Annotated in this window: 16 protein-coding genes; 7 read left to right on the top strand and 9 right to left on the bottom strand. The window is 39.4% G+C overall.

Annotated elements, in window-relative coordinates:
* Nucleotides 1-11: 11 nt before the first annotated feature.
* Together ACFQZJ_RS07925 and ACFQZJ_RS07920 are read right to left on the bottom strand one after the other, a co-directional pair.
* A complete protein-coding gene (locus ACFQZJ_RS07925) occupies nucleotides 12-959 on the bottom strand; it encodes a glycosyltransferase family 2 protein (protein ID WP_379933715.1) in 948 nt (315 codons plus the stop codon).
* Between the two features lie 35 nt (nucleotides 960-994).
* The gene (locus tag ACFQZJ_RS07920; RefSeq protein ID WP_379933670.1) at nucleotides 995-1,519 is read right to left on the bottom strand and encodes a DUF4199 domain-containing protein; all 525 of its coding nucleotides are present in this window, start codon (nucleotides 1,517-1,519) and stop codon (nucleotides 995-997) included.
* A gap of 182 nt (nucleotides 1,520-1,701) precedes the next feature.
* On the opposite strand from ACFQZJ_RS07920, the gene ACFQZJ_RS07915 reads away from it, so the two are divergent.
* The 3 genes from ACFQZJ_RS07915 (at nucleotide 1,702) to mtaB (ending at nucleotide 5,070) form a co-directional block, all read left to right on the top strand.
* Complete coding sequence (locus tag ACFQZJ_RS07915) at nucleotides 1,702-1,995, top strand: type B 50S ribosomal protein L31 (RefSeq protein WP_379933668.1); 294 nt, start codon at nucleotides 1,702-1,704, stop codon at nucleotides 1,993-1,995.
* Between the two features lie 143 nt (nucleotides 1,996-2,138).
* On the top strand, nucleotides 2,139-3,314 hold the full coding sequence (locus tag ACFQZJ_RS07910) for a GlmU family protein (protein ID WP_379933666.1): 1,176 nt from the start codon (nucleotides 2,139-2,141) through the stop codon (nucleotides 3,312-3,314).
* Between the two features lie 415 nt (nucleotides 3,315-3,729).
* The gene (gene mtaB, locus ACFQZJ_RS07905) at nucleotides 3,730-5,070 is read left to right on the top strand and encodes a tRNA (N(6)-L-threonylcarbamoyladenosine(37)-C(2))-methylthiotransferase MtaB (RefSeq protein WP_379933665.1); all 1,341 of its coding nucleotides are present in this window, start codon (nucleotides 3,730-3,732) and stop codon (nucleotides 5,068-5,070) included.
* 30 nt (nucleotides 5,071-5,100) lie between these two features.
* Here the strand turns inward: mtaB and ACFQZJ_RS07900 are convergent, their stop codons facing one another.
* The gene (locus ACFQZJ_RS07900; RefSeq protein ID WP_379933663.1) at nucleotides 5,101-5,394 is read right to left on the bottom strand and encodes a GNAT family N-acetyltransferase; all 294 of its coding nucleotides are present in this window, start codon (nucleotides 5,392-5,394) and stop codon (nucleotides 5,101-5,103) included.
* A 178-nt stretch (nucleotides 5,395-5,572) separates the two neighbouring features.
* Between ACFQZJ_RS07900 and ACFQZJ_RS07895 the strand changes: the two genes are divergently transcribed.
* Both ACFQZJ_RS07895 and ACFQZJ_RS07890 read left to right on the top strand, forming a co-directional pair.
* Entirely contained in the window at nucleotides 5,573-6,235 is a 663-nt protein-coding gene (locus tag ACFQZJ_RS07895; RefSeq protein WP_379933661.1) for an alpha/beta fold hydrolase, read from the top strand.
* Between the two features lie 43 nt (nucleotides 6,236-6,278).
* Nucleotides 6,279-7,235 (top strand): lytic transglycosylase domain-containing protein, encoded by a 957-nt coding sequence (locus ACFQZJ_RS07890; RefSeq protein WP_379933659.1) that lies wholly within the window; start codon nucleotides 6,279-6,281, stop codon nucleotides 7,233-7,235.
* Nucleotides 7,236-7,372: 137 nt separating this feature from the next.
* Here the strand turns inward: ACFQZJ_RS07890 and ACFQZJ_RS07885 are convergent, their stop codons facing one another.
* Entirely contained in the window at nucleotides 7,373-7,888 is a 516-nt protein-coding gene (locus tag ACFQZJ_RS07885; protein ID WP_379933658.1) for a DUF2892 domain-containing protein, read from the bottom strand.
* Nucleotides 7,889-8,127: 239 nt separating this feature from the next.
* On the opposite strand from ACFQZJ_RS07885, the gene rpmH reads away from it, so the two are divergent.
* Nucleotides 8,128-8,295, top strand: coding sequence for a 50S ribosomal protein L34 (gene rpmH / locus ACFQZJ_RS07880; RefSeq protein ID WP_379933656.1), 168 nt, complete (start codon nucleotides 8,128-8,130; stop codon nucleotides 8,293-8,295).
* Nucleotides 8,296-8,420: 125 nt separating this feature from the next.
* A complete protein-coding gene (gene carB / locus ACFQZJ_RS07875) occupies nucleotides 8,421-11,273 on the top strand; it encodes a carbamoyl-phosphate synthase large subunit (RefSeq protein ID WP_379933654.1) in 2,853 nt (950 codons plus the stop codon).
* A 324-nt stretch (nucleotides 11,274-11,597) separates the two neighbouring features.
* Here the strand turns inward: carB and ACFQZJ_RS07870 are convergent, their stop codons facing one another.
* The 5 genes from ACFQZJ_RS07870 to ACFQZJ_RS07850 form a co-directional block, all read right to left on the bottom strand.
* Nucleotides 11,598-11,948, bottom strand: a complete 351-nt coding sequence (locus ACFQZJ_RS07870) for a ribose-5-phosphate isomerase (protein WP_379933652.1) — start codon at nucleotides 11,946-11,948, stop codon at nucleotides 11,598-11,600.
* A 48-nt stretch (nucleotides 11,949-11,996) separates the two neighbouring features.
* Nucleotides 11,997-12,866, bottom strand: a complete 870-nt coding sequence (locus ACFQZJ_RS07865) for a peptidylprolyl isomerase (protein ID WP_379933650.1) — start codon at nucleotides 12,864-12,866, stop codon at nucleotides 11,997-11,999.
* A 214-nt stretch (nucleotides 12,867-13,080) separates the two neighbouring features.
* Entirely contained in the window at nucleotides 13,081-13,683 is a 603-nt protein-coding gene (locus tag ACFQZJ_RS07860; RefSeq protein ID WP_379933649.1) for a YkgJ family cysteine cluster protein, read from the bottom strand.
* Nucleotides 13,684-14,046: 363 nt separating this feature from the next.
* On the bottom strand, nucleotides 14,047-15,102 hold the full coding sequence (gene leuB, locus ACFQZJ_RS07855) for a 3-isopropylmalate dehydrogenase (protein ID WP_379933648.1): 1,056 nt from the start codon (nucleotides 15,100-15,102) through the stop codon (nucleotides 14,047-14,049).
* Nucleotides 15,103-15,229: 127 nt separating this feature from the next.
* A complete protein-coding gene (locus tag ACFQZJ_RS07850; protein WP_379933647.1) occupies nucleotides 15,230-16,753 on the bottom strand; it encodes an alpha-isopropylmalate synthase regulatory domain-containing protein in 1,524 nt (507 codons plus the stop codon).
* Nucleotides 16,754-16,817: the final 64 nt, after the last annotated feature.

Below are 16,817 nucleotides of genomic sequence, written 5' to 3'. Positions count from 1 at the left end.
GTTAAAACGTTTTATAGTGCAATCTTGTCGGAAATAACGTACCTCTTTTCCGCTTTTTTAGAACGAATCATTATTTCGCCCAAAAATCCTGCAAGAAATAGTTGTGTACCTATGACCATAGAGGTTAAAGCAATATAAAATTGTGGTCTGTTCGTTATTAATCTTCCAAAAGGATTTAGGAACAGCTTGTCGATTCCTAGGTAAATTGCAAAACTAAAACCGATGATAAACATCAAAACACCCAGAGCGCCGAAAAGGTGCATTGGTCTTTTACCAAATTTAGAGACGAACCAAATGGTGATCAGATCTAAAAACCCATTAATGAAACGCTCCATGCCAAATTTTGTTTTGCCATATTTTCTGGATTGATGCTGGACCACTTTTTCCCCGATGTTGGAAAATCCTGCATTTTTGGCTAGTACAGGAATATACCTATGCATTTCTCCGGAAACTTCTATGGTTTTAATGACCGACCGACCATAAGCTTTTAACCCACAATTAAAATCGTGTAGTTTTACGCCACTTGTTTTACGTGCCGCCCAATTAAAAAGTTTGGAAGGTAGATTTTTAAAAAGAATGGAGTCGTACCGTTTTTTCTTCCAGCCGGAAATAAGGTCAAATCCTTCGGTATGAATTAGATCATATAATTCTGGTATTTCTTCTGGGTTATCTTGTAAATCCGCGTCCATGGTAATGATTACATCACCATTAGCCGCCTTAAAGCCTGCGTGCAACGCTTGTGATTTGCCAAAATTACGTTGGAACCGGATTCCTTTTACATTGGTATCCTCTTTTGAAAGCTTAGTTATGAGTTTCCAGGAATTATCCGTACTCCCATCATCAACGAACAAAATTTCATACGAAAAATGCTTGGATCGCATCACAGATGTAATCCAAGCATGTAGCTCTTTTAGCGATTCTTCTTCGTTAAGTAAGGGAATAACAATGGATAGTTGCATGAGCGGTCTCAAAAATTCCCTTCAAAAATACAAACTTACTCTAGAACTTCCTGTTTTTTTAGCACTAAGGCGGGTATAAGGGAGAAAACAAACCCCAGTACAATATTTATCAACAGTCCAAATACTACCTGCATTAACGGGGTCTGGAATTTTTTGCCCATTTCAATTTGAGCATCTATTTGTTCTGGAGTTAAAGCTGTTCCTTCCAGCATCTTATTTCTTTGAAACTCGGTAGCTTTTGCGATCATATCGGGATCAATGAAATTGGTCATAACTTGCGATACGATGACACCGATGACTCCAGAAATAAGACAAATCCCTACACCTACTTTAAGTGCTTGGGAAAATGACATAAACCCCTTATTAGCTTTTTTAAACTGCATCATGCCAATAACAATCATTGTAATCATCAACACAAGACCAATGACCATAGTAGGCCACTCGTTTTGATAGTGCATGTCCAATGAAAAAAGCATAATGATAAAAATCAAATTGATTCCTCCCAAGATAAGTCCGTAAGTGAGTGCAAATTTTCCAGTTTTTGGTTGAGTTTCTTCCATTTTTAGTGTTTTAAAGGTTGATTGTTTTATAAGTAGCAAGGCTACCTTAAATGTTACAGGGGAAGTTACAAATTATTTTCATTTTATTTTTAGGATAATAAATTGTCATTTTATTTAAAATACCTAAATTTGCAAACTTAAAATAAGCTCCCGTCGGAATGGGGGTGTCAAATTTTATTATCATGAAAAAGGGAATACACCCAGAAAATTATAGATTAGTTGCGTTCAAGGACATGTCCAACGAGGAAGTGTTTTTAACAAAATCTACAGCGGATACCAAAGAAACACTCGAAGTAGACGGTGTTGAGTATCCTTTAGTAAAATTGGAAATTTCTAGGACTTCACATCCTTTCTATACAGGAAAAGCGAAATTCTTGGATACGGCAGGACGCATAGATAAGTTTAAGAACAAGTACAAGAAGTTTGCCAAGCCTGCCGCTGAGGCAACTGAAGAAGTTAAAGAAGAAGAGAAATAAATATATCCCTTCCTAATATAAAAAGCGCCCTCGGACATTGGTTTCGAGGGCGTTTTCTCATTATAGCCAAAATTTGACCGTGTTGGCTTAAAAAATATTGAGCTAAACTGGTTTTACGTAATTTTGCCAAAATTCAAAATTTTATGAATTATGTTCTTTTTGATGGTCCGGAAAGGGAAAATTTCTTACCCTTTACCTTTACAAGGCCAGTAGGTGAAATACGGTTGGGCATACTCAATATCAGGGAAAAATGGGAAGCTTATTTAAAAACCAAGGTTTCCTTTGCCACCGAAGACTATCTTTCCGTTAAGTTCCCGTTGGTTTTGGAAGCCGATAATATTTGTATCAATGGGTCCTTTTTGCCCGATGTAAAGCTTTTGGATGCCATACATGCCTTGGATAAGGGACAGGCGCTTACCTATGATGGTAGGTTGGTGGCCTACCGATCGGATCGTATACAAGACGCGAAAGATTTTTCTGTTTTTCGGCACAGGGTTTTGGAGCACGAGCCTCTTCAAATTAAATTTACCTGGGATATTTTTTCTAAGAACGCCGAGGCTTTAGAGGCCGATTTTGCTTTTCTAACAAAAGGTAGGAAAAGTCAGCCTATATCCGGCACCAATAAACTTATCTGCCCAGAACGTATCTTTTTGGAAGAAGGTGCCAAGGCAGAATATTGTATGCTTAATGCAACGGACGGCCCCATATATCTGGGCAAAAATGCAGAGGTTTGGGAGGGAGCCCTCATAAGGGGCGGATTAGCATTGTGCCATAATGCGGTCGTTAAAATGGGCGCGAAATTGTATGGTGCCAATACTATCGGTCCGCATTCAAAGGTTTGCGGGGAAGTGAGTAATGCGGTTATTTTTGGGTATTCCAGCAAAGGGCATGAGGGATATCTAGGAAATGCGGTCTTGGGAGAGTGGTGTAATATTGGGGCGGACTCCAACAATTCCAACCTGAAAAATAATTATGCCAAGGTACGTATATGGAATTACGCTACCGAAAAATTCGAACAAACTGGGCTTCAGTTTTGCGGTCTCATGATGGGAGACCACAGCAAATCCGCTATAAATACCATGTTTAATACAGGAACGGTTATTGGTGTAAATTCTAATATTTACGTGCCAGGTTTTCCTAGAAATTTTGTGCCTAGTTTTAGTTGGGGAGGAGCTTCAGGCTTTTCTGCGTATTTACCTAAGAAAGCATTTGAAGCGGCCGAAGTAATGATGGCCAGAAGAGGGGTTGTCTTTAACCAAATAGAGGCAGATATCTTAAACCATGTATTTGAGTTGACCAAAAAGTGGCGAAACTATTAACAGGAGTAGTTGTTGGTTTTTAGTAGGCGGCTTATCTTTGGGTGGGAAGTGAAGACAGGCGTACAAGGTGATGAGTGAATAGTAACGAGTGAGAAGTATTACGTAATAAAGTGGCGGGCTGTAGGTAAAAATTAAATGGTGAATCGGTGTAAGTGAAAAAGTAAGTAGTGAAAAGTGTTGGTTTTGGTTGGATCGGTTGTTGCGATTGGGTCCATATTGATAATACAAAGGTCTTCGAGTCGACTCAAAGGTCGAAAATACATTGGTATTTTTAGATATTGGATGGACTATATCCTATTTTCGGCAAAACAATCATTTTAACAATTGTCTTGTTGTTTTAACCCACAACCCTTGAACCTGAGCTTGAACTTTGAGCCCTTGAAACCTTATCTTTGCAGTTAGCGCGTATAACCTCATGAAAAAGAAAGTAGCATTTTATACCTTGGGCTGTAAGCTCAATTTTTCCGAAACTTCTACTATAGCCAGAGGCTTTGTTGATGAAGGTTTTGATCGTGTAGATTTTTCGGAATCCGCAGATATGTATGTAATAAACACCTGTTCGGTTACCGATAATGCCGATAAGAAATTTAAAACGGTCGTAAAGCAGGCACAAAAAGGGAATCCCAATGCTTTTATTGCAGCAGTAGGATGTTATGCGCAATTAAAACCGGAAGAATTAGCAAATGTAGATGGCGTGGATCTGGTGTTGGGCGCTACAGAAAAGTTTAAGATCAGGGATTATATCAACGACCTGTCCAAAAATGATTTTGGCGAGGTACATTCCTGCGAAATAGAACAGGCCGATTTTTACGTAGGCAGCTACGCCATTGGAGATAGGACCAGGGCTTTTCTTAAAGTACAGGACGGTTGTGACTATAAATGCACCTATTGCACCATACCTTTGGCCAGGGGTATCTCTAGAAGTGATGCGCTGGCTAACGTATTGGAAAATGCAGCGGAAATCTCAGCACAAGGTATAAAGGAAATAGTGCTTACAGGGGTTAACATTGGAGACTACGGAAAGGGTGAATTTGGCAATAAAAAGCACAAGCATACTTTTTTGGACTTGATCAAGGCCTTGGATACGGTAGATGGTATTCATAGGCTGCGCATATCTTCCATAGAACCTAATCTTTTAAAGAACGAAACCATAGACTTTGTGGCAAATAGTAATTCTTTCGTGCCACATTTCCACATTCCCTTACAAAGCGGAAGCGATACACTTCTAAGGTTAATGAAAAGAAGGTATATGACCGCACTGTACACCGAGCGTGTTGCCAGAATAAAAGCTGTGATGCCCAATTGCTGTATAGGCGTGGATGTTATTGTGGGGTTTCCGGGGGAGACAGAGGAACATTTTTTGGAAACCTACCATTTCCTTAATGAACTCGATATATCTTACTTGCATGTATTTACCTACTCTGAACGGGACAATACGGAGGCCGCTAACATGGATGGTATAGTTCCTAAGGCAATTCGTAACAAACGAAGTAAAATGCTTAGGGGCCTATCTGTTAAAAAACGAAGGGCTTTCTATGAAAGTCAGATCGGGGAAACCCTTAGTGTGCTTTTTGAAGGAGAGAATAAGGAGGGTTATATACAAGGTTTTACGGAAAATTATGTAAAGGTAAAGACACCATGGAATCCGGCTTTGGTCAATACCATACATAACGTTACCCTGACCGATATAGCTGACGATGGCTTGGTAACGATGAAGTTTGCCAATGTTTCGAAGGCTGCGGTTTTAAAGCAATAAAAAAAACCTCTCGATAGAGAGGTTTTTTTGTTAGATTCTTATGCCTACCGGCAACATTTCTTTGTACTGTCTGTTACGGCGAAGGAAGCCAGCTATTTGAGGACTCGTTGGCACCACCCTTAAATTCTTTTCTTGCAGATGATGGAGCACCGCCTTTATAAAGCTTTCGTTAAATCCTTGTTTTGTAATTTCTTCAGGTACCACAATTTTGGTTAAAAACACCTTTCGTTCCTGAGAGGAATATTCAATTTTTGCCAAGTGACCGTCCAAACTTGTTTCAAATTGGCGCAGGAAGGTATTATCCTTAATTAATACATCGTTCATATAGTTGATTTTAGTATTGGTTCAAGACAAAAAAATTACGATGTTCTCGAATCGTAATTCTTCAAAATAAATAAAACTGAAATATGTAAAATTTAGAATTGTATATTTTAAAACTAACAGAAAAGTAAAAGTACTAAAAAAATAGCTAATTTCCTAGTTTTTATATCGTTTCATAGTTATGCCTTCAACTAAAATTCATGTCTACTTTATGCCTGGAATGGCTGCCAATAGCAGTATTTTTGAACATATCAAACTTCCAGAGGACCAATTTGAAACTCATTTTTTGGATTGGGTCTTGCCGGCCAAAGAAATGAATCTGAAAGCTTATGCTAAAGAAATGTGCAGCTTCATTAGTCATAAAAACCCTGTTCTTATAGGTGTTTCCTTGGGTGGTGTAGTGGTGCAGGAAATGGCGAAAATTATTCCTGTTCGGAAAGTAATCATAATATCTAGTGTAAAGAGTAAACAAGAGCTTCCCAAAAGGATGCTTTTTGCACGCTACACAAATATCCATAAATTACTTCCTACCGGTTTGGTGAACAATGTGGAGCTTTTAACAAAATATGCTTTTGGGGAAACGGTTACAAAAAGACTTGCGTTGTACGAAAAGTATTTATCGATTCGGGATAAGCGCTATATCGATTGGTGTATACATGAATTGGTAAATTGGCAGCAGGTAATACCCCCAAAAGGTTTAATTCATATTCAAGGAGCAAAAGACTCGGTTTTTCCTATAACGAACATAAATGACTGCATAACGGTTAAGAAAGGAACCCATGCCATGATAATTCATAGGGCAAAATGGTTTAACGAGAACCTGCCCACAATTATTTTGGAATAAGACAGTTCTATTGATACCTTTGGTAGTAACTAAATTAATTATCATGAAAGTTTTAAAAAATATTTTGATGTTTCTTGGGGTACTCTTTGTAGTGGGCACTTTGATCTTTGCCGTAAACTCCGATGGTATCAATAAAAAAGCAACAAAGGCTATAGTGAACGATAGCATTGAACTAAATGTATCGAGTGCGTACCGTATTTCTTCAATAGATATTCCAGAGGATTTGAATTTTGCCGGCGAACCTGTTCCTCAAGAAGATCCAGAAGTTATGGAACGTGTGGATCGGGAGTTTTTGGTCAATACTTACTGGCAGTCGAATGCACTGTTGCTCATGAAAAGAGCTAACAAATTTTTTCCGGTGATCGAACCTATTCTTGCAAAAAATGGTATTCCCGATGATTTTAAATACTTGGCAGTAGCCGAAAGTGGATTGATGAATGTGGTTTCTCCTGCCGGTGCTACGGGTTTCTGGCAGATTATGCGCGAAACAGGAAGAGAATACGGTTTAGAGGTGAATTCCAACGTAGATGAGCGATATCATTTGGAGAAGTCTACACAGGTAGCTTGCGATTATTTGAACAAGTGGAAGAAAAAATATGGCAGTTGGACCCTCACCGCTGCGGCTTATAACGCCGGCCCTGGTGGAATTAACAGGTATATGAGAACGCAAGAGGTAGATGATTATTATGATTTGCTTTTGGTCGAAGAAACAGGCCGATATGTTTTTAGGATTATGGCCATTAAGGAAATACTTTCCCATCCGGAAAAATATGGTTTTCATTTGGATAAAGACGATCTGTATGCTGCGGTACCCACTTTCCAAGTAGAAGTAGACGAACCCATAAGTAGTTTTACGGATTTTTCCAAGAAGTATGAAATCAACTATAAAATTTTAAAAAGGCATAACCCTTGGCTGCGCGAGCCGCATTTGAACAATAACTCTCGAAAGAAGTACACTATAGAAATTCCGAATAAAGGATATTATAAAGAATCTAAATAAGGAAGTTCTTTGTGCAGATAGGTTGGTAAGTTTACTAAAAAACAACATCCCAAATTCAGAATGAAACAAATTCGGAATTTGGGATTTTGCGTTACTGATGTAAAGTGGGTACAGTGCGCCACAGCAAATATGATCGCCTAAATCTTTTTCATTTGCTGCTGCATCATACGGATCTGCTCCGTAAGCATGTTGTTCTTGTCCATTTTTTTAGCTTCTTTAAGTAACGTGGTAGCTTCCCTTTTACGTCTTTTCTGCATAGCAATGCCGGCTAAACTAAGTTTTGCCATAGCCACATCATAATCCATGGTTAAACCAAGTTTAAGAGCTTTCTTAAAGTATTTTTCGGCTTGTGTAAGATTGGTTTGAGAAAAAATAATACCGTGAAGATAGTTGTAGTATCCTTGTTGCTTTGTCGTTAGGGCACCTTCTGGATTTTTGATTTTTTTCAACCAATTCTCGGTACCTGGTAAATCTTGTTTTCGCATTCGTAAAAATGCCAATAGAATAATTTCATTTCTATAATATAAAAATATAAAAATGGAAGATAACAGCAGTAAGAAGATACCATTTCCTATTTCTCCTTCTATGAATTGATAAATAGCATAGGCAATAATTAGTCCTGCTATGACGAGCTTAATATTTTTGTTGAACATCTGTTGTATTCTTTGGTACGGTTTAATTAGGTATAGGTCAAAAAATTTTACAAATCCATAGGTTTTGTTTCGGTAAAATTTCAGTGTTGCAAAATTAGGTAAAACCTAGGTTTTGGACTGTAAAGAATTCTATAAATATTTTTTTGATAAGGCTTGTCAAAGAAAAAAGTCTTTGTATATTTGCGCCCAGTTTACAGGTAGTTCTGTAAAATATCAAACATTAGAAAAGGTTTTAAGACATGCCCGGACAAAAAAGAACATATCAGCCCTCTAAGAGGAAGAGAAAGAATAAACATGGGTTCAGAGAGCGTATGGCTTCCGTTAACGGAAGAAAAGTTATAGCTAGAAGAAGAGCTAAAGGAAGAAAGAAATTAACTGTTTCGTCAGAGCCAAGACATAAGAAATAAATGATTTTATTTTTTTAAAAATATCTAAGGTGTTACTTTTTTTAAAGTAGCACCTTTTTTTTGCCCTTATCGGACTAAAAGGAATACCTTTTAGCAATTTAATATATTCAAAAGCAATCTAGAACATGCCGAAAAGAAAAGATTTAAACTCCATTTTAATTATTGGTTCCGGCCCTATCATTATTGGCCAAGCCTGTGAATTCGACTATGCCGGATCCCAGTCTTTACGTTCTTTGAGTGAAGATGGTATCGAGACTATTTTGATAAATAGTAACCCTGCCACAATTATGACCGACCCTTCCATGGCAGATCATGTTTACTTGAAACCATTGACAACCAAGTCTATTATCGAAATTTTAAAAGAACACCCACAAATCGATGCGGTTTTACCCACTATGGGGGGACAAACAGCTTTGAACCTTTGTATAGAAGCGGATAAGAAGGGAATTTGGGAAGACTTTGGTGTGGAATTGATCGGTGTGGATATCGATGCCATAAATGTTACTGAAGATCGTGAGCAGTTTAGGGAACTAATGTTGAAGATTGGGGTTGGGATGGCGCCCCAGGCCACCGCTACATCTTTCTTAAAAGGGAAGGAAATAGCCCAAAAATTCGGGTTTCCTTTGGTGATCAGAGCATCTTACACCCTTGGAGGGGCAGGAGCTGCAATTGTATATAAACCCGAGGATTTTGACGAACTTCTAAGTTATGGATTGGAAATTTCGCCAATACACGAGGTAATGATCGATAAAGCCCTAATGGGTTGGAAAGAGTATGAATTGGAACTCTTACGGGATAAAAACGATAATGTAGTCATTATCTGCGCTATTGAAAATATGGATCCCATGGGAATACATACAGGAGATTCCATTACTGTTGCACCGGCAATGACCCTATCCGATAAAACCTATCAAAAAATGCGGGATATGGCAATCCACATGATGCGCAGTATCGGTGATTTTGAAGGGGGCTGTAACGTGCAATTTGCTGTAAGTCCTGATGAAGCGGAAGACATCATCGCTATTGAAATAAATCCAAGAGTATCACGATCATCTGCCCTCGCTTCCAAAGCTACTGGATACCCTATTGCAAAAATAGCTACGAAGTTGGCTATCGGATATTCTTTGGACGAACTGGATAATCAGATTACAAAGTCTACATCGGCCTTATTTGAACCAACATTGGATTATGTAATCGTAAAAATACCGCGTTGGAATTTTGATAAGTTTGAAGGTTCGGATAGAACCTTGGGTCTGCAAATGAAATCCGTTGGAGAAGTTATGGGAATTGGCCGTTCCTTCCAAGAGGCGCTTCACAAAGCCACACAGTCTTTGGAGATAAAAAGAAATGGACTAGGTGCCGACGGTAAAGGTTATAAAGATTATGACCAGATTATAAGTAAGCTCACCATTCCTAGCTGGGATAGGGTGTTTGTTATATACGATGCCATACAAATGGGAATTCCATTGAGCAGAATACATGAAATTACTAAAATAGACATGTGGTTCCTCAGACAATATGAAGAACTGTACCAATTGGAAAAGGAGATTTCTAAATATACGATAGCTACACTCACTAAGGAATTGTTGTTGGAGGCCAAGCAAAAAGGGTTCGCCGATAGGCAAATCGCCCACATGTTGGACTGCTATGAGAGCGAGGTTTATAACAAACGAACAGAGCTTAATGTGAACAGGGTCTATAAATTGGTAGATACCTGTGCTGCGGAATTTAAGGCAATGACACCTTATTATTATTCTACGTTCGAGGCCGAGATAGAGAAGCCCGATGGCACCCGTTACGTGCAGAACGACAGTATCGTTACCGATAAGAAAAAAATTGTCGTACTCGGTTCTGGCCCTAATAGAATAGGGCAGGGGATAGAGTTCGATTATTGCTGTGTGCATGGTGTTTTGGCCGCTGCCGAATGCGGCTATGAAACAATCATGATCAATTGTAACCCAGAGACGGTTTCTACCGATTTTGATACGGCGGACAAACTTTATTTTGAACCGGTATTTTGGGAACATATCTACGACATTATCCGGCACGAAAAGCCGGAAGGCGTTATTGTTCAATTAGGAGGACAAACGGCGCTTAAGTTGGCAGAGAAACTTTCCAAGTATGGGATTAAAATTATAGGTACCAGTTTTGAATCCTTGGATTTGGCCGAAGATCGTGGTAGTTTCTCCAAACTATTGCAGGAAAACAATATTCCTTTCCCGGAATTTGGTGTAGCCGAAACTGCGGACGAAGCACTGGTTCTTGCAGATAGGCTCGATTTTCCGCTCTTGGTCAGACCTTCGTACGTGCTTGGCGGACAAGGAATGAAAATTGTGATCAACAAAGAAGAGCTTGAACAACATGTGGTAGACTTACTTCATAAAATACCGAATAACAAGCTACTTTTGGACCATTACTTAGACGGAGCCATTGAAGCGGAGGCAGATGCTATTTGTGATGGTAAGGATGTGTATATTATAGGTATTATGGAGCATATAGAGCCCTGCGGCATTCACTCCGGAGACTCCAATGCTACCCTACCACCTTTTAATTTGGGTGAGTTTGTGATGCAACAGATAAAGGACCATACCAAAAAGATCGCCTTGGCGCTCAATACTGTCGGACTTATTAATATTCAGTTTGCCATCAAGGACGATATGGTGTACATTATAGAAGCGAATCCAAGAGCGTCCCGTACAGTTCCGTTTATTGCGAAAGCCTATAAAGAGCCTTACGTAAACTACGCTACCAAGGTAATGCTCGGAGAAAAGAAAGTGAAGGATTTTGACTTTAAGCCGCGTTTAGAGGGGTATGCCATAAAACAGCCTGTCTTTTCCTTTAATAAGTTCCCTAATGTAAACAAGAACTTAGGACCGGAGATGAAGAGTACCGGAGAAAGCATCCTCTTTATAGATAGTCTAAAAGATGATGATTTCTATAACTTATATGCCAGACGTAAGATGTATCTAAGTAAGTAGTAATTCTTAGTGTTAAATTATTTCAGTTGATCGTAAAAGCCGTCTTTCCCTGGACGGCTTTTTCATGGAAACGATATACCCCCAAAATGTTGCGTCCTATCCGAAAAGTGGTTTAGGTCTGTGTTGATTTAACCCAAATTATGTAGTAGAACTTCGTTGTGAAGCTTCGAGATGCAATAAATACTGGGTTTGCATCGATTTCAGCATAGCACCGTTATGATGAAATCGAAAAAAGTAGCGCAGCGTTAGTATTTGCAGTAGCTCGGAGCTGCAATAGCATTTCCATCGCATATTTTGGGTTTAAGCTTTCTGTTGAGAAGTTCGCTAGTTATACCAAACCGCATAGCGTTTTCTTCGCAACTCCAATGCCAAGGTTTCTTCCATTTTTAAGGCTTTAGCCCGTGATGTCATTGGAGCTATATGGTTAAATAAACTGCCTCTTAGATAAAGTCCATATTTTTCTACAATAGCTGCCGAAATTTTATGTCCTTTTTTATTGATGTAACCTGTTTCGTGCTGTTGGAATCGTTCTGCCGGCGTTTTACTGGTCATGCCTACATACAAACATTCCAGTACACCATTAAATTGAGGATTTGCTTCGCGGAACTTTCTGTTTTCGGTAAATACTTTTTTGGAAAGCTCCACAACATACACTTGATATTCCGTTTTTGGCATGTTATCTTATCGGGTTATGTTGTTGAACATGTAAAAGAACTATTATATTTATCGATATGCTTTCCTGGCTATCATCTTGGCCGAAAGAATACGAATATCGGTAATTGGTTTGTCAAGGCTATCGGTTTGGACGGCTGCGATGCGATCTACAACTTCCATACCTTGTACAACCGCTCCGAAAACTACATAATTTCGATCTAAATGTGCCGCACCACCCATGGTCTTATATAGTTCGCGATGCGATTTTGGATAGGTGTATCGTGTCATTTGGTTCAACTCTAGTTTTGCTAAAGAGTCCAGTCGGGTTTTTATGAGGTTGGCACGAAGCGCTACATTGGCGGCAATGTTGTTTTGTGAATCATTTTTTGATGGACCCAAGGTATCCAATTGCTTCAATAAATTGGAGTACGCCATAAATTCCGGTTGATGCGCCGGCAGGTTGATAATCTTATTGTAGGCCAGCCAATTATTTATTCTATTTTCGGCAATGGCCAAGGTACTGTCCGTATAGATTTTTCCTTGTATAATGGTAAATTGGGTTCCGCTTGAGGCTTGTTCGGGGTTTTGGTCATCTCCCATTCTAGCGGCATTTAGTGCGCCACGCTTATGAAAAAGACTAGGATGTAGTTCTGCAGGTAGTGTGTACGGGATTTCGGAAACTTTAGATGGTTTTGCCCTTGTTCCAGGATCGCCCGTCTGTACTAGGAAATTTTCGATAACCCGGTGAAAGGCAATATCGTTATAAAAACCTTGATTGACCAGCTGTATAAAATTGTCACGATGTTTTGGGGTCTTATCGGATAATCTGATGACAATTTCTCCCAATGCTGTTTTCAGCAAAACATCTTTCTGCAGGTCACTTTTTTTGACCCAATGCCCCATCTTAATTCCGCAACCAAAAGTCAGCAGTACTAACAAGGAAATTAGAAAGGATTTGAACGGTTCGAAATTCGATTTTATCAGCACTAGAGTCGTTTAAGAGTTTAAAGCTAATCTAAACAGATCGTCGCTTAAAAATATGGGTATTTCTATTCGATTCCAAAAACGATAAACGTAATGCTTGTTCGGTATTGGCTACACGGAACCACTTTTTTACTTCTATACGTATTGATATCGAAAACACCGTATGCTATTATCCACAACTTTTTCCCATCTCTGGCGAGGGCTGGTACGCATAATATTGCAAAACTTCCTCTATAGCTCTGGCTAATGCTTTGTTTACAGGTAGTATTAAATTTCCCAGTTGGAAATCAATTTGGTTCAGCTGCGTATAATACTCCATAAAAACGGGCACATAGAGGCCTTTGGAAATAGCTTCTGTTGTAGCGTCATACCTTTTGGATTGGCTTTCTTTGATTATTTTGCAGGTTGCTAACCTTAATTTTCCATATTTATCCGTATTCGCTGCAAACCCGAACAATCTACATATCAATCCCCTGAATTTATAATCGCTACAGTTTCCTTGGCCGCTAATGGTCAACGGTTCGTAAATAAGACAGGTTAAACTATCCCTTCCTTTAAGTATGGTTAAAATCTTTTCCGCTTGTCCGTTTAAAAACAGATGAAACGCCCAAGGTAAAAATTCTAATGGGGACGCTTCTATATTGGGGTAGGTGCAACACTTTCCGCAGCCAGAAACACAAGATAGTCCGGAGTTTTTTCCAAATTGGGCACTTTCTTGATCCAACTTATAAAAAAGCGCTTCTACCAATTGCACTTTATCGGCTATCGACATTTTTTTATCGAAAGGTAGAACTAAAAGGGTTATAAAGATGTATTTGTTCCAAAAATAAAAGCTAACGTTAATTACGTTTTAAATTGAAAGGCAATTACTTACGAATTACAATGAAAAGTTCCGTAGGTAAGGGCCAATACCAATTTAAATTCTAGATGTCGCATAAAACAAGTTTCTTTTTTACTTATTTGTTGTCATAAAATAGAACCGTAGCTAATGCTATGCTTAGAATTCATTCCTAAACTGAGAAAAAAATAATTCAAATTTTTAATACGACATTCAAAACTTAAATTGGTATAAGTGTTCAATACTTATCAGATGGAAAACATATCTAACATGACCCAACGGACGGTGCCCAAGATTTTAAATGTTCTGTGCCAACCAATCGCCAACCTCGCTTGTCTTATATGCTTTTTGGCCTTCGGACAGGTCCTCGGTTACAATATTTTGTGCCAAGGATTTATTGACCACATCCCGAATGGCCTGTGCTTCCTCGGTTAAATTTAGGTCCTCAAAAAGCATTGCTGCAGATAGAACCGTTGCCAGCGGATTTGCAATATCCTTGCCTGCCGCTTGAGGATAGGATCCGTGTATGGGCTCATAAAGCGATACTTTATTCCCTACGGATGAAGAAGGCATCAAGCCCATAGAACCAGAAATAACCGATGCTTCATCGGTTAAGATATCACCAAATAGGTTTGCCGTAATGATTACGTCATATCCTTTGGGCCATTGGATCAATCGCATGGCGACCGCGTCTATAAATTCGTAGGTAACTTGTACATCTGGATAGTCCTTTTCCATACGCTGCACGGTTTCGCGCCATAGTCTAGAAGATTCCAAGACATTGGCCTTGTCTACACAGCATAGTTTCTTTGACCGTTTCAATGCCATTTCAAATCCTTTTTTGGCCAAACGCTCAATTTCAAACCGTTGGTAGGTCATAGTGTCAAAAGCGGTATCTCCATTGTCCTTTCTTCCGCGTTCGCCAAAATAGACCCCACCTGTAAGTTCTCGCAGGATAATGAGGTCGGTTCCTTCTATGCGATCGCGTTTTAAAGGGGATTTATCGATGAGCGAAGGGAAAGTAAACGTAGGTCTTACATTGGCAAAAAGTCCTAATTTCTGTCTCATTTTCAATAACCCTTGCTCGGGACGCACTTTGGCCGAAGGATCGTTGTCGAATCGAGGATGACCAATGGCACCAAAAAGTACGGCATCCGAATTAGCACAAATCTCGTGTGTTTCATCAGGATACGGATCACCAACTGCATCAATGGCAGCTGCACCCGTCAAAGCAGGTTTCCAACTGATATCGTGGTCGTATTTTTTTGCAATGGCATCACATACTTTTACCGCTTGGTCTATTACTTCGGGGCCAATTCCATCTCCGGCCAAAAGGGCTATGTTTAGTTTCATGGTTATTTTGTTCTATTCGTTCCCGCGAAAACGGGAATCTATTTGTCTATTGTTCTATTTGCTTTTATAGGGTCGTTCTTGAAAAAAGTTCGGGGTTCAAATCCTATTTTAGTTCACGTTTTGGGGGCTAGGTAGCTATCATATTCAACATTTTTTCAGTGGCTTTGATCGCGGAAACCGTTTGATCGCTATCCAGGCCCCTAGAGGTAAACTCCTTTCCTTTGTACTCCCATGTAATTACGGTTTCACAAAGTGCATCGGAGGTACTTCCAGGCGGAATACGTACGGCATAATCGACTAGCTTGGGCAAAGAAATCTTTTTTGTGGCATATACTTTTTTTAAGGCATTCATAAAGGCATCATACTGTCCATCTCCCTGGGCGTTTGCTTCAAAGGATTCACCTTCTATTTCCATGGCTAGTGTAGTGGAAGGCATAAGTCCTTTGGCATGGGTGAGCACATAGGATTTTACGAATACCTTCTGATGTTTGGAATCTGCATCCAATACATCCGAAATTATGAAAGGTAAATCCTCCTTGGTTACCCGTTCCTTTTTGTCGCCTAATTCAATGATACGTTGGGTGACCTTTTTAAGCTCATCGTTGTTTAGGGTGAGTCCTAATTCTTGTAAATTCTTCTGGATATTTGCCTTTCCAGACATTTTTCCCAATGCATATTTACGTTTTCGACCAAAACGTTCGGGCATTAAATCGCTAAAGTATAAATTATTTTTACTGTCTCCATCTGCATGTATGCCAGCGGTTTGCGTAAATACATTTTCACCCACAATGGGTTTGTTCGCAGGGATGCTCAATCCTGTGAAAGCTGATACCAACTTGCTTACCTTGAATAGGGATGATTCGTTTATGTTAATTTCTACCTCTGGCAAAAAATCTTTAATGACCGCTACAGCACTTGCCATTGGAGCATTTCCTGCACGTTCCCCCATGCCGTTTACCGTTAAATGTAAACCATGACAACCTGCTTTTACCGCCTCCATAACATTCGCGACACCAAGATCATAATCGTTATGTCCATGAAAATCGAAATGGTGCTTTGGATAACGCTTTGTAATTTGGGAAATATAATCTGCGGTTTCCGTATGTGTTAGAATGCCAAGTGTATCGGGCAATAATATTCGTTTTACCGGTTGTGTTGCTAAAAAATCCAGGAATTGAAAGACATATTCCTTGGAGTTTCGCATACCATTGCTCCAATCCTCTAGATACACATTATTGATGATGCCCTTGCTTTCCGCTTCTTGAAATACAGCTGCTATTTCGGAAAAATGTTGTTCGGGTGTTTTTTTGAGCTGGTGTTGTAGATGGTTCAGAGAGCCTTTTGTCAATAAATTTTGTGATTTGGCACCTGCTTTTTTCATCCATTCTAGGGAAACTCCGCCGTCTACAAAGGTTAGAACCTCTACACTATCCAAATAATTATGTTCCTTTGCCCAAGAGGTAATCTGCCTTACCGCTTGTAATTCACCATCTGAAACGCGTGCAGAGGCGACCTCGATGCGGTCTACTTCCAATTCTTCCAACAAAAGTTTTGCTAATGTTAATTTCTCTGAGGCCGAAAAGGATACGCCTGAGGTCTGCTCACCATCCCTAAGGGTGGTATCCATTATTTCCAGGTGTCGTTTTTTCATCTATGCCAAACTAATTTGAGACTATTTTTTACGTATGCCGTAACGTTGCAGCGTGCTTAGTATA

It is taken from the genome of Maribacter chungangensis (genome assembly GCF_042676845.1).
Classification (GTDB): Bacteria; Bacteroidota; Bacteroidia; order Flavobacteriales; family Flavobacteriaceae; genus Maribacter; species Maribacter chungangensis.
The sequence above is the reverse complement of the archived record's forward strand: the minus strand, read 5'-3'. Positions and strand labels throughout refer to the sequence as shown.

Bases quoted from the DNA above. Each gene is read 5' to 3' on its own strand.
- rpmH (WP_379933656.1), top strand. From the start codon at position 8,128: ATGCCCGGACAAAAAAGAACATATCAGCCCTCTAAGAGGAAGAGAAAG.
- mtaB (WP_379933665.1), top strand. From the start codon at position 3,730: ATGAAAAAGAAAGTAGCATTTTATACCTTGGGCTGTAAGCTCAATTTT.
- ACFQZJ_RS07870 (WP_379933652.1), bottom strand. From the start codon at position 11,948: ATGCCAAAAACGGAATATCAAGTGTATGTTGTGGAGCTTTCCAAAAAA.
- ACFQZJ_RS07850 (WP_379933647.1), bottom strand. From the start codon at position 16,753: ATGAAAAAACGACACCTGGAAATAATGGATACCACCCTTAGGGATGGT.
- ACFQZJ_RS07910 (WP_379933666.1), top strand. From the start codon at position 2,139: ATGAATTATGTTCTTTTTGATGGTCCGGAAAGGGAAAATTTCTTACCC.
- ACFQZJ_RS07890 (WP_379933659.1), top strand. From the start codon at position 6,279: ATGAAAGTTTTAAAAAATATTTTGATGTTTCTTGGGGTACTCTTTGTA.
- ACFQZJ_RS07915 (WP_379933668.1), top strand. From the start codon at position 1,702: ATGAAAAAGGGAATACACCCAGAAAATTATAGATTAGTTGCGTTCAAG.
- leuB (WP_379933648.1), bottom strand. From the start codon at position 15,102: ATGAAACTAAACATAGCCCTTTTGGCCGGAGATGGAATTGGCCCCGAA.
- ACFQZJ_RS07895 (WP_379933661.1), top strand. From the start codon at position 5,573: ATGCCTTCAACTAAAATTCATGTCTACTTTATGCCTGGAATGGCTGCC.
- ACFQZJ_RS07900 (WP_379933663.1), bottom strand. From the start codon at position 5,394: ATGAACGATGTATTAATTAAGGATAATACCTTCCTGCGCCAATTTGAA.
- carB (WP_379933654.1), top strand. From the start codon at position 8,421: ATGCCGAAAAGAAAAGATTTAAACTCCATTTTAATTATTGGTTCCGGC.
- ACFQZJ_RS07885 (WP_379933658.1), bottom strand. From the start codon at position 7,888: ATGTTCAACAAAAATATTAAGCTCGTCATAGCAGGACTAATTATTGCC.
- ACFQZJ_RS07920 (WP_379933670.1), bottom strand. From the start codon at position 1,519: ATGGAAGAAACTCAACCAAAAACTGGAAAATTTGCACTCACTTACGGA.
- ACFQZJ_RS07860 (WP_379933649.1), bottom strand. From the start codon at position 13,683: ATGTCGATAGCCGATAAAGTGCAATTGGTAGAAGCGCTTTTTTATAAG.
- ACFQZJ_RS07925 (WP_379933715.1), bottom strand. From the start codon at position 959: ATGCAACTATCCATTGTTATTCCCTTACTTAACGAAGAAGAATCGCTA.